Origin of the sequence: Proteiniphilum saccharofermentans (genome assembly GCF_900095135.1) — a bacterium.
Lineage (GTDB): Bacteria > Bacteroidota > Bacteroidia > Bacteroidales > Dysgonomonadaceae > Proteiniphilum > Proteiniphilum saccharofermentans.
In genome coordinates this window covers 296,650-309,061 of record NZ_LT605205.1, presented here as the reverse complement: position 1 = coordinate 309,061, position 12,412 = coordinate 296,650, and the positions used below count along the sequence as shown (strand labels likewise).

Here is a 12,412-nt window from a genome sequence, read left to right as displayed (position 1 = left end):
TACGTTTCACTCCGTTGAACGTTGTTTGTCATATTCGCCTCATTGGTCCTGCCGAATAACTTGTTCGATAAACTCCTTCAGACTTTGCCCGGGATTACCGCTTTTCATAAAATACTCCCCGATCAGGAATCCCCGATAACCTGTCTCCCGTAATTCCCTCACAATCCGCGTATCCGATATACCGCTTTCCGAAATCCATACTGCCTCCCTGGGCAAAAGATCAGCCATCCTGAACGACTTCTGCAAATCGGTCACAAAACTTCCCAGGTTACGGTTGTTGATACCGACAAGTCTGTTGAGCGGCCCGATATGGTCGACTTCCCCCTCATCATGCAGTTCCAAAAGCACTTCCAGTTGCAGTTGATTCGCCAGTTCCGTAAATCGTCTACATTCTTCCCGTGTAATAGCCGCAGCAATCAGCAGTACTGCACTCGCTCCGGAAAGTTTAGCCTCGAACAACTGGTATTCATCCACAATAAACTCTTTCCGCATCACCGGTATCTCCACACCCCCGGTGGCTTGTCGCAGGTCGTCCATTGTTCCGCCAAAATATTTCTCATCCGTCAGTACCGACAGCGCTGAAGCGCCTGCCGATGCATATGCCTTTGCCACTTCGTTCACATCAGCTGTTTGAAACAGCCATCCTTTACTTGGTGAACGTCGTTTGAACTCAGCAATAATCCCTGACTTTGAATTTTCCAAAGCTGCTTTTAACGAGTAAAATGGGATACTACTCCTCGCCAACTCTTTTTCCAATTCAGAAAGGGGCAGTCTTTCTTTTTGCTCCGCAACTTCTTCTTTTTTGTGAGCAATAATTTCACTTAATATATCTTTCATAATTTAATATGCCAATGTACCAATTAAAATGTCCAACTCTTTTTTATCCTAACCTTCTCTAATCTCCCCGGTCTCCCAGCTTCCCAATCTTCCTGGTCATCCATTGATCTCAATAAACTTCTCCAACGCTTTCAACGCCTTTTTCCCGTACAACGAATCCCGGGCGATTCCAAGGCATTCGTCAATCGGTTTCTCTTGCTCGATTGTCTGGATACCAAAGGCGGCGTTAATCAGCACCGCATTCATTTGTGCATCCGTAGCAGTGGCATGCAACACATTCCGGAATATCTGCGAAGCCTCCTCAAGCGTATTACCACCATATAATTCTTCCTGGGCAACCCGCCGATAACCGAGTTCCTCGGGAATATAAAGTTGTTCACCTTTATTGGTAATCACCTTAAACTGACTTGTAAGAGATATCTCATCATAACCGTCCATACTATGTACGATACAGAATTTTTTCTTTTCCTCCTGATAGATATAGCCGTATAACCGTGACATACCCAGGTTATAGACCCCCAGCATCTGGAATTCGGGTTGCACGGGATTTACCAATGGGCCCAATACATTGAAGAAGGTACGTACTCCCAGGCTTTTCCTTACAGGGGCGACCGCTTTTAGAGCGGGACTGAACAGCGGAGCATGCAGATAAGCTATATGGCAATTATCGAGGCTTTCACGCAACTTTTCACTATCAGTAGTGAATTTCACACCTTGTTGTTCGATCACATTACTGGCGCCACTGATAGAAGTCGCACCGTAATTACCATGTTTCACTACGTTGTACCCTGCACCGGCAACCACAAAACAGGCGGCTGTAGAGATATTGAAAGTGTTCTTCCCATCCCCTCCCGTTCCGACGATGTCGAGTGCCCCGTAATCAGACAAATCTACTCCTACCCGCATATCGAGCAGTGCATCACGGAAACCCAGTATTTCATCCACCGAGATATTCCGCATCAGGAAAGAGGTGATAAGCGAAGCGATCTGCGTGTCGGGTACATCACCTTTTACAATTGAGAACAACACCTCTTTGGCCTCTTCGCGCGAGAGGTAGTGGTAATCGAATAGTTTATATAATATTTCTTTCATTTCTTTAGAATAAAGACTGTTTGAGATTTGGGATATCGGATTTGGGATTTGAGAATTCAACAATTCAACGGTCTAATATCGATTTATTTGTAATTTGTAATTTGTAATTTGTAATTTGTAATTTGTAATTTGTAATTTGTAATTTGTAATTTGTAATTTGTAATTTGTAATTTGTAATTTAAAAAAACATCTCAGCTTCCAATAAAATTCCTGATAATATGGATCCCTTCCGGGGTGAGTATCGATTCGGGATGGAACTGCACACCATGCAGATCAAGCTGCTTATGCTTCATCGCCATAATACTGCCCGCCTCATCCAATGCCGTGATCTCTAATTCTGAAGGAAAATTCTCTCCCGATACGATCCATGAGTGATAGCGTCCCACAAGAATCTCCTCCGGCAAGCCGTGAAAGAGATAATCACTTCCGGTGATCTTTGCCCTTGTCTGTACACCATGAAAGACAAATGGAATATTTTCCAATGTAGCACCGAAAACTACTCCGATAGCCTGATGGCCAAGACATACACCTAATATGCTCTTCGTTTCGGCATATTGTTCAATCAATGGCAGTAACAAACCTGCCTCTTCAGGGATACCTGGGCCGGGGGAAAGGATAATCTTGTCATACTGCACTACCGATGAAAGATCGATCTTGTCATTACGAACTACATCCACCTCGTTATATCCTAACGACTTTACTGCATGTAGCAGGTTGTAGGTAAACGAATCGTAGTTATCTATAATAAGTATCTTACTCATTGCAAAAAAGTTTAGGCATTATATAATGTGACTGCCATATCGATGGCTTTTTTCAGTGCTCCCAGCTTACTATTCACTTCGCGTAACTCATATTCATCACTACTTTGTGAAACAATACCCGCACCGGCCTGATACCATAACTCGTTGTTTCTGCTTACAAAAGTACGGATAGTGATAGCCTGGTTCAGATCACCATTCAGTCCGACGAAACCGATACATCCACCATAAGCGCCACGGTTGTGTGATTCAATTTCGGAGATAAGCTGCATGGCACGTATCTTGGGCGCTCCCGAGAGTGTTCCGGCCGGAAAAGTATCAAAAAAGGCTTTGATAGGATCAGCATCCTCGTTAAGCTGACCACTCACGCGTGATACTAAGTGTATTACATGCGAATAGAATTGTGGTTCCTTGAAAAAATCGACCTGCACATCGTAGGCATTCCTACTCAGATCGTTACGCGCCAGATCGACGAGCATCACATGTTCGGCATTTTCTTTCGGGTCATTCAACAGAAAATCCACCGATTTCATATCTTCCTGATAATTGCCGGTCCGCTTTGTAGTTCCCGCAATCGGATCGATACTGATACGTGATCCGTGTATCTTGCAATGTGTCTCGGGCGATGATCCGAAGATACGGAATCCGCCGAAATCAAAATAGAAAAGATAGGGCGAAGGATTGATGGAACGCAATGCCCGGTATACCTTGAAGTCGTCACCCGAAAAAGGTTGTATGAATCTCCTTGAAAGTACTATCTGGAAAATATCACCGCGAAGGCAATGCTCTACTCCGCTGCGTACATACTGCTTGTATTCCTCGTCGGTAATAGTACTCCGCTCCGCTCCTTCTGTAAAGAAGTTGTAGGTAGCAAAATTGCGCTGATTGATCAGCGACTCCACCTTGAAGAGGTTGCTTATTTCCCCCTCTTCCAATAATTCTATCAGGGTAATTTCATCGGTAAAATGGTTGAATACCAACAGGTACTTATAGAGGATATAAAGCATATCAGGGGCATCATTCCTAGCCTCTTTACTTTCACGGACAGGGATATTCTCGGTATATTTCACGCAATTGAATGTAGTATAACCGAACAGTCCGCACTGCTCCTTGTTGTCGCCCGCCACCTCAAAGCGATCAATAAAATTGCTTAGCGCATCAGAGATGGTAAAATCGTCTGACAGCGGCTTTTGCTCCTCTTTATCGTCTGGAGACAGGAATGTGCATATCCCTCTGTTCACCTCTACCCGTGCGATTGGCTTCAATGCGATATAGGATACGCTGTTCTCATTGGCGTGAAAATCGGAACTCTCCAGAAGCGCCGACTGGGGATAAGCATCTCTTACTTTGAGGTAAATACTGACCGGCGTATGCAGGTCACCCATTATCTTCTTACTATTAGTTTTGAATTTTAATTTCATAAATTTTTTAGACATAAGAGCCAAGAATCAAGACACAAGACTTTTGATTTAGGATATGCCTCATACCGATCCATTGGTAATTAATAATTAGTAATTGGTAATTAAAAACACTTCTAACTTCCAACTTCAGTACTTAAAATAAGTCTCCAGATCCTTTTCTCCCCTTCCCGAAAGTGTCAACACCACAATATCGCCGGAAGAGAATGTAACCTTTTCAAGTGCCGCCAGGGCATGGGCTGATTCCAACGCAGGGATGATCCCTTCGTTGCGGGTAAGATCAAAAGCAGCCTGGAGTGCTTCATCGTCGTTGATGGCCAACACCTGTGCACGCCCTGTCGATGCAAGATGGGCATGTATAGGCCCGACACCGGGATAATCCAGTCCGGCAGAGATTGAATAAGGTTCAGTAATCTGTCCGTCTTCGGTCTGCATCAGTAGTGTCCTGCAACCATGAAGTATACCGGTACTTCCCAGATGAATGGTCGCTGCCGATTCGCCGCTGTTAACTCCCCTTCCCCCTGCTTCCGTCAGCACAATACGTACCCTCTCATCATTGAGATAATGATAGATAGTCCCTGCCGCGTTGCTTCCTCCTCCTACACAGGCAAAGAGATAATCGGGATAATCGCGCCCCTCTTCCCGGGCAAGTTGTTCTTTTATTTCGCGACTGATGACTGACTGTAACCGGGCTACCATATCGGGATAGGGATGCGGACCTATGGTAGAACCGATGATGTAATGTGTATCACCCGGATGGGTACACCAGTCGCGTATCGCCTCATTGGTCGCATCTTTAAGCGTCATATTGCCCGAAGTTACCGGTACGACTGTCGCCCCCAGCATCTCCATCTTCTTTACATTTACTTGTTGACGTCCTACATCGGTCTTTCCCATGTAAACAGTGCAGGGCATCTGCATTAGTGCGCAGACAGTGGCGGTAGCCACTCCATGTTGTCCGGCGCCGGTCTCGGCGATAATACGTGTTTTGCCCATCTCACGGGCAATCAGTATCTGCCCTATGGTATTGTTGATCTTGTGCGCTCCTGTATGGTTGAGATCTTCCCGCTTCAGATATATTTTGCAGCCATACCGCCCGGAAAGTTGTTTCGAATGGTATAGCGGAGAGGGACGTCCCACATAATCGCGGAGCAACTGTGCATAATCCTGCCGGAAGTGTTCGCTTTCCATAATGCGGAGGTACGACTCTTTCAAATCGGTCACACATTTGTGCAGGATCTCGGGGATATACGCTCCACCGAACTCACCGTAATACCCCTTTTCGTCTATTGCATAATTTTGCATATATCAAACTGTTTAATAATTTTCAAGTTACCCGTCCGGTTGCTCTCAGAATGGAAGCACCTAACTCCATTCGCTTCACTATGAAAACCGGCTCTATTATGAAAAAAGCCTGTCGCAGGATTGCGACAGGCTTTTTATATTTCTGATTCACTATAAACGCATGATGCTCTTCCTTACGACTTTGAGAGTTGTAAGTAGCGCCACCAATATCCGTTTAGTAATGAATTGTTCATTTTCCTATGAATTTTGTTTGCAAAGAAAAGTGTTTTATGATTATAATGCAATTCTTTTTTTGTTTTTAACATAATTCATATTTTCAAACGTATCCCTCCTCTTCATTATATGAACTCAAATTACATTTTGTTAGACTCGGCAGTCTATGGTGTAAACATAACATCATTCCAATAAAGAGATATGGAATAAAATCGGGAATATTGTTACTATTTTTTATGATGATTTTACCATATAATCTACTTGGAATATAAAGGATACACCGGTACGGTAGAGTTTAGCGTACCGGATAAATGTTTTCACGGACGTGTATTGGGTATAACTCACTTGTTTACTTACGAAGGCAACACTTTTGATGAACTGGAAAAAGACTTCAAGGAATATATAGATGATTATCTGTTCGATTGCGAACAGGAGAGAGTGAAACCGCAGAAACCGTTCAGCGGGACACTGAATATCCGTATAGGATCAGAATTACATAAAAACATTGCCCTTGAAGCAAGAAAAAAGGAGAAACCCTGAATAGTTTTATAAAAAAAGCCTTACAAAAAGTGATGTTGTAATTTTCCACTTGAGGAATGAGAGCGGACTAAAGACTATTTCATTTCAGCTAAAACCAATTTAATCCAGTTCGAAAGTGAATTCGTCATGAGGTTCGGTTCTCCACGCATATTTCTGGGTAGTAGGAGAGATCGCGAACAAAGGTGAGAATGTTTTTACCTTCACGGTTTTTCCATCCGGCAGAAATTCGAAGATACGCAGCCATCCGTCGCCACCATTGCCATGCCAACCTCCACCAAGGGCCTGGGCATTAAATACCATCTGGCTGACTTTCTTTCCCGCGGCATTTTCATCTACCCTGAAAGCAATATGCCCTTCCGGATCGTTAGGCTTTCCAATATGGCCGGCAAGTACCATCTGAATATTTTTTGAAGGCTGTACCAGTTTCTGCCAGATTGCCTCCCCGTAATTCGGGTCCGGGATTTTATAATTCTCATGCACAATATGCTTATTGTTGCTATCCAAATAGGAATGCGTAAGGAGGATTACGGTATAATCTTCATATTGCTCCTTTTCAATCACGCCCTTCGCCCACTCCAATGCCTCATCACGCGGTGCAAACTCCAGCACGAGTACCAGAAATTTTCTTCCGTGCGGACCGGCAAACTCATAAGTTGCGTTGGCCAGCGTAGGTCTTCCTTCTACATTCAGACCTACCTCCCGGAGCATCTTCTGGTTCAATCGGTTCTTGTTCGGCGGGAAATACTCGTCGAAATGAGTAAAACGATTTTCCGCATTTACTATTCCGTAATCATGATTCCCGATAGTCAGGATATAAGGCAGTTGTCCGTCCAAACGACCGAAAGCCGAAGATACGGCTCCCCATTGGGATACACTGGCTTGGTTGGCTTTTTTCCCGTCGGGGTTGAACAGATCGTTCTGTTCAACCAGATCTCCGGTACACAATACCATTTCTATGTTCAATGGCTCTATATTATTCGTCACCCAAGCCAGCATCAGATCTAAAATAGGCTGATTGTAATCGAATTTCATATAGGTCTGCACATCGGGAAGAAGGACAAGGCTCCATGAATCTTCATCGCTCAGCGACGGTTTTACATAATCGTCTTGCTGAGCCGGAAGTGTATAACATAATACGGAGGCGACTAAAAGGAGTAACAATGATTTTCTACGCATGATTATTCAGTTTATTAATTAAATGAAACATTTGATAGGGAGCACACTCTATATTTTACAAATATAATGAAAGATGGGAGAAAAGCCAAAACACATCTTATATCCAGAAAATATAGCACAATTAAGCAACAATAATTTCAAAGTTTGCGGAAAACAAAGATTTCTTGTAATTTCGCTGTATATTTCAAATTCAAGATTTCAAATTCAAGATTCAAGATTTCAGGACCAAGAACCAAGACTTTGTAAGTGAAAAATGAATTTTCTTATTCTTCACTTCTTGGACTTCTCCACTTCCGACTTCTTATTCTAACTTCTAATTTCTGAGTTTTAACTTCTAACTTCTATCAATTTATGCATTTTACATCTTTCCGGAAACCCTGTTATCTTCTCTTTTTTATCTTTATAAGTACGGTGGTATTTGCCCAGAAGAAACCTCTTGACCATTCGGTATATGACGACTGGAAAAGTCTACAGAATATATCCCTGAGTGACGACGGACGTTTTGCCGCCACCATTATCAGTCCGCAGGAAGGAGACAGCGTTCTTTTTCTTCACGACCTGAACAGCAGCCGGTCGCTGACAGTGAAAGGGGTAAACAGGTTCACACTTTCACCCGATGGAAGATATACAGTAGGATTGATAAAAGCACCTTTTGCCGAAAGACGGGATGCACGCATAAAAAAGAAAAAAGCGGACGAAATGCCGGAAGACTCGCTGGTTATAATCCGTAATAATTCTTTCGATATTGAAAAAATAACCGGAGTAAAATCGTTCAAAACCTCAGAAAAGGAAATTTCACATATTGCTTACATTATTACCCAAAAAGCCGACACGACAGTCAAAAAGAATAAATCGGACAAACCGAAAGAGTTGCTCGTGGTCCGGAACATTGCCACACAGCAGGAAGATACCGTACCGAATGCAAAAGAGTATCTCTTCAGTAAGTTCGGAAACTCACTGGCAGCCATTATCGAACCCGACAAAAAAGATTCTACCGACACACCCGGCGTATTCTTCTATGATTTGAAAAAGAATATCTCAACACGTATCTCGAATGAAAATGCGGAATATAAATCACTCTCCTTTGATGAAAACGGGGAACAACTCCTCTACCTTGCTACAAGGGATACATCAAAAACCGAACAGAAAGTATTCGATGTCCGCTATTTCCGGAATGGAAACGACTCGGCTGTCATCCTTGCCGATAAAAACGCTTCAGGACTTCCCGGGAAATGGATTTTTAATGAATTCTCCGCTCCAAAATTCAGTAAAAATGGAGAACGGATTATCCTCGGTGCTGCCCTGCAACAGGTACCCAAAGACACCACCATCGTCGATTTCGAAATGGCAACGCTCGATATCTGGCACTGGCGGGAACCGCTGATACAACCCCAACAATTAGCAGAATTGAAAAACAGGCAGCGCCGGACATACACAGGAATAATCCTTCCCGGACAACCGAACCACTTTACACCTATCGCCAATGAGGAGATGCCTTTCTGTAATATTTCGGATGAAGGGAACGGCCGGTTTGCCCTGCTCTGGTCAAATGAACCTTATCAACTCGAAACCCAATGGGATATATCTTCCAAAAATGACACATGGGTATGGAATTTCCAAACAGGGCAACGAAAAATTGTCGCCACACCTCTTTCCGGCAGGCCGATGATCTCACCGCAAGGCAATTTTATTTACTGGTGGGACGCCGCCGAACAGCAATGGTTTGTCCATGATAACCACGATGGAGCCATCAGAAATATTACCGGAAATATCCCTGTCAACTTCTGGGATGAGAAGAACGATATCCCTTTTACTCCCGGCTCTTACGGGATTGCCGCCTGGGGAGAGAATGACGGGTATATCTTTGTCAACGATGCTTTCGATATCTGGAAAATCGATCCCAAAGGAAAGAAAAAACCGGAGAATATCACCCGCCATGCGGGCCGGAACGATTCCATCACTTTCCGGTATATAAACACCGATCCTGAGAAACGCTTCATCGAACCCGGCGACCTGCTCTTACTCTCCGCTTTCGACCGGGTAACCAAACAGTCCGGTTATTACACCCTCGCGCAAAAAGGGTCCAATCCGCTAAAGAAAAGGGTAATGGACAGATTCACTTTCTCATCCGTCACCAAAGCGAAAGATAAGGATGTGTACGCGTTCCAGAAAAGCAATTTCCATACTTCACCCGACTTGCATGTGACTGAAAACCTGTGGCAATCAACCGGAAAACTGACTGATATCAATCCACAAATGCGTGATTACAACTGGGGTACAGCCGAACTCTTCTCATGGACCTCATTTACCGGTGTTCCTCATCAGGGTATTCTCTACAAACCTGAAAATTTCGATCCGACGAAGCAATATCCGGTGATGATCTATTTTTATGAACAGCATTCCGATAACTTGTACAACTATTTTACCCCGGCTCCCAGTCGGTCCACGATCAATATCCCCTTCTTCGTGAGTCGCGGCTATATTGTCTTTACACCCGATATCCACTACACAACAGGGCAACCGGGTATGGATGCCTACAATTCTGTAGTGGCAGGAGCAGAGGCACTTGCCGAAAACAACTGGGTAGACAGGGAGAATATGGCCATACAGGGGCAGAGTTGGGGAGGATACCAGGTCGCCTATCTGGTGACAAGGACCGATATGTTCAAAGCAGCCGGTGCAGGCGCCCCGGTAGCGAATATGACCAGCGCTTACGGAGGGATACGCTGGGAATCGGGAAGGAGCCGCCAATTCCAGTACGAACAGACGCAATCCCGCATCGGGGTTCCCATGATCGATTCATTACATCTCTATATCGAAAATTCTCCCGTTTTTTATGCTGATAAAGTCAATACCCCTTTGTTGATTATGCACAACGATAAAGACGGAGCGGTTCCATGGTATCAGGGAATCGAATATTTTATGGCGCTACGCCGGTTGGGAAAACCCGTCTGGATGCTGCAATACAACAACGAAGCCCACAACCTCAGGGAACGGCGCAATGCGAAAGACCTTTCCATCCGCCTGCAACAGTTCTTCGATCATTATTTGAAAGGAGAGCCGGTCCCTGTCTGGATGACAAAAGGTGTTCCCGCCACGGAGAAGGGTAAAACGTGGGGGTATGAGGTTGATTAGTTGATTAGTTGATGTGATGATTTGTTGATTTGTTGATTGAGGGATGGGGAGACGAGGAGAACGAGGAGACTGAGAGACTGGGGAGATTGGGGGATTGGGAGAATTGGGAGAGGCGTCAATTAAAAAATATTGATAACTGCTGAAAAAGATGTTTGATGAAGTAAAGGAACTGCATGCGCTAAAAGGCGGATCCGACAAAGCTTTCGAGACTATCTACAGACGATATTCCGGAAAGCTTTACAACTTCATCATGACTATTTCACGCGGGGATACTTACATGGCGGAAGAGATCGTACAATCCACCTTCATCAAATTATGGGAAGTGCGGGAACAGATCGAACCGGAAAGATCAATCCTTTCATATCTCTCAACCATCGCGAAAAATATGCTGATGAATAAATACCAGCGCCAAACAGTAGAATTTCTCTATCAGCAACTGCTATTGAAAGAACAGCCCGCCTATGATACCGCTACCGAAAAAGAAACCGACCGCAAATGGCTCGAGGATTATGTGGATGAGCTAATCGAACAATTGCCCCCGTCACGCAAAAAAATCTTTATTTTGAGCAGGAAAAAAGAGTTATCGACAAAAGAGATCGCGGAAATCATGCAGATATCCGTAAGTACCGTCGAAACACAACTTTCGCTGGCGACAAAATTCATCCGGAAACAGTTCGAAAAAAATTACGACAAACTATTCCTCTTATCGATGCTCTTCATCAATTTAACATAATTAATGATTGACGGATTAGTGGAAAACCGACTATAAACTGTATTTATAAACAGACAGACAAAAGAGATAATGAGAAAGAATCAACATATAGAGCTTTTTGAAAGATACCTGCATAACGAGGCTTCGGAAGCGGAAGAGCAACTACTTGCCGAAATGCTCCGGCATGACCGGCAGATCCATTCTATTCTGGAAGATGGTTTGAGAAATGCCGATCCCGGGATGGACGAAGAAACGTCGAACCGTATGTATGAGCACATCCGCACCTTTATCCCTGTCAAAAAGAAACCACTCTTCGCCCAACCAATATGGAGAAGATCGCTGCGGTGGGCTGCTATTTTTGTCCTACCTCTTATCTCTGCGTTCTCTGTATATTTCCTGATGAACGGCAATATCGCAGGAAACGGAACTCCTGTAACCGTTACTGCCGGCAAGGGCGAAAAAGCGGAAATAACGCTCGCCGATGGCAGCCGGGTTTGGCTCAACTCCGGATCTTCACTCACCTATAATGAAACGTTCAGCCGCAAAGAACGTAATGTATATCTCACCGGTGAAGCCTATTTTGAAGTGACAAAAGATAAAAAACACCCGTTTACCGTCAAAACGAATGAAATGGACATTCAGGCATTGGGAACGGCTTTTAATGTAAGCGCCTATGATACCGAACAGTTCTTCTCATCAGTCTTACTTGAAGGAAAGGTGAAAGTATCAGCCTACGGACAAGAATATATATTGGAAGAGAATGAACGGGCAATATACGATAAAACTAATCACACTCTCACGACCGACAAAGTCTATGCTTCCGATTTCGTGGAATGGAAAAACGGCAACCTCTATTTCCAGAACCGCTCGTTTGAAGAAATAGCCAATACCCTTGCCCGTGTGTTCAACGTAGAAATTGGTTTCGTATCAGAAGAATTACGTCCCATACGATTCTCCGGCACATTGGGAGGAAGCAGTATCCGCAATACTTTGGATATCCTCTCGTTAACCTCCCCCATGCGTTACGAGATGAACGGAACTGTTATTGAACTATATTACGAGAAGTAATAATGCCCATGGGTGCCCCGCAAAATATCTATAGTTCTCTGCTTTAGTTGTAATAACACGACTTTCAAAATTTAAGTTGAATATAATTACCAGAATTTTTATCGTTAAAAAAACCTAACAAACGCTAATCGGTTAGCGGTTTTATTTCACTCTTTTGT

10 protein-coding genes are annotated in these 12,412 nt (G+C 43.9%); 4 read left to right on the top strand and 6 right to left on the bottom strand.

Annotated elements, in window-relative coordinates; translation table 11 throughout:
• Positions 1–39 precede the first annotated feature (39 nt).
• The 5 genes from trpC to trpB all read right to left on the bottom strand — a co-directional run bounded on the left by trpC (position 40) and on the right by trpB (position 5,410).
• On the bottom strand, positions 40–837 hold the full coding sequence (trpC, locus tag PSM36_RS01065) for an indole-3-glycerol phosphate synthase TrpC (RefSeq protein WP_019539438.1): 798 nt from the start codon (positions 835–837) through the stop codon (positions 40–42).
• Between the two features lie 96 nt (positions 838–933).
• Positions 934–1,929 carry an anthranilate phosphoribosyltransferase gene (gene trpD, locus PSM36_RS01060; RefSeq protein WP_076928414.1) on the bottom strand — a complete coding sequence of 332 codons (996 nt, stop codon included), beginning with the start codon at positions 1,927–1,929 and terminating at the stop codon, positions 934–936.
• Positions 1,930–2,120: 191 nt separating this feature from the next.
• On the bottom strand, positions 2,121–2,690 hold the full coding sequence (locus PSM36_RS01055; RefSeq protein ID WP_076928413.1) for an anthranilate synthase component II: 570 nt from the start codon (positions 2,688–2,690) through the stop codon (positions 2,121–2,123).
• A gap of 11 nt (positions 2,691–2,701) precedes the next feature.
• A complete protein-coding gene (locus PSM36_RS01050) occupies positions 2,702–4,108 on the bottom strand; it encodes an anthranilate synthase component I family protein (RefSeq protein WP_076928412.1) in 1,407 nt (468 codons plus the stop codon).
• 126 nt (positions 4,109–4,234) lie between these two features.
• The gene (trpB, locus tag PSM36_RS01045; RefSeq protein WP_076928411.1) at positions 4,235–5,410 is read right to left on the bottom strand and encodes a tryptophan synthase subunit beta; all 1,176 of its coding nucleotides are present in this window, start codon (positions 5,408–5,410) and stop codon (positions 4,235–4,237) included.
• A gap of 474 nt (positions 5,411–5,884) precedes the next feature.
• Between trpB and PSM36_RS01040 the strand changes: the two genes are divergently transcribed.
• Positions 5,885–6,163: a type II toxin-antitoxin system HicB family antitoxin gene (locus PSM36_RS01040; RefSeq protein ID WP_232001494.1), complete on the top strand. Its 279-nt coding sequence runs from the start codon at positions 5,885–5,887 to the stop codon at positions 6,161–6,163.
• A 99-nt stretch (positions 6,164–6,262) separates the two neighbouring features.
• On the opposite strand, the gene PSM36_RS01035 is transcribed toward PSM36_RS01040, so the two are convergent.
• Positions 6,263–7,339, bottom strand: coding sequence for a metallophosphoesterase (locus tag PSM36_RS01035; protein WP_076928410.1), 1,077 nt, complete (start codon positions 7,337–7,339; stop codon positions 6,263–6,265).
• 351 nt (positions 7,340–7,690) lie between these two features.
• Between PSM36_RS01035 and PSM36_RS01030 the strand changes: the two genes are divergently transcribed.
• From PSM36_RS01030 to PSM36_RS01020, 3 genes are all read left to right on the top strand, one after another.
• Positions 7,691–10,474 (top strand): alpha/beta hydrolase family protein, encoded by a 2,784-nt coding sequence (locus tag PSM36_RS01030; RefSeq protein WP_076928409.1) that lies wholly within the window; start codon positions 7,691–7,693, stop codon positions 10,472–10,474.
• A 148-nt stretch (positions 10,475–10,622) separates the two neighbouring features.
• Positions 10,623–11,207, top strand: a complete 585-nt coding sequence (locus tag PSM36_RS01025) for an RNA polymerase sigma-70 factor (RefSeq protein WP_076928408.1) — start codon at positions 10,623–10,625, stop codon at positions 11,205–11,207.
• A 69-nt stretch (positions 11,208–11,276) separates the two neighbouring features.
• A complete protein-coding gene (locus PSM36_RS01020) occupies positions 11,277–12,254 on the top strand; it encodes a FecR family protein (RefSeq protein WP_076928407.1) in 978 nt (325 codons plus the stop codon).
• Positions 12,255–12,412 lie beyond the last annotated feature (158 nt).

Coding starts and splice junctions, on each gene's coding strand:
- trpC (WP_019539438.1), bottom strand. CDS start 837: ATGAAAGATATATTAAGTGAAATTATTGCTCACAAAAAAGAAGAAGTT.
- trpD (WP_076928414.1), bottom strand. CDS start 1,929: ATGAAAGAAATATTATATAAACTATTCGATTACCACTACCTCTCGCGC.
- PSM36_RS01055 (WP_076928413.1), bottom strand. CDS start 2,690: ATGAGTAAGATACTTATTATAGATAACTACGATTCGTTTACCTACAAC.
- PSM36_RS01050 (WP_076928412.1), bottom strand. CDS start 4,108: ATGAAATTAAAATTCAAAACTAATAGTAAGAAGATAATGGGTGACCTG.
- trpB (WP_076928411.1), bottom strand. CDS start 5,410: ATGCAAAATTATGCAATAGACGAAAAGGGGTATTACGGTGAGTTCGGT.
- PSM36_RS01035 (WP_076928410.1), bottom strand. CDS start 7,339: ATGCGTAGAAAATCATTGTTACTCCTTTTAGTCGCCTCCGTATTATGT.
- PSM36_RS01030 (WP_076928409.1), top strand. CDS start 7,691: ATGCATTTTACATCTTTCCGGAAACCCTGTTATCTTCTCTTTTTTATC.
- PSM36_RS01025 (WP_076928408.1), top strand. CDS start 10,623: ATGTTTGATGAAGTAAAGGAACTGCATGCGCTAAAAGGCGGATCCGAC.
- PSM36_RS01020 (WP_076928407.1), top strand. CDS start 11,277: ATGAGAAAGAATCAACATATAGAGCTTTTTGAAAGATACCTGCATAAC.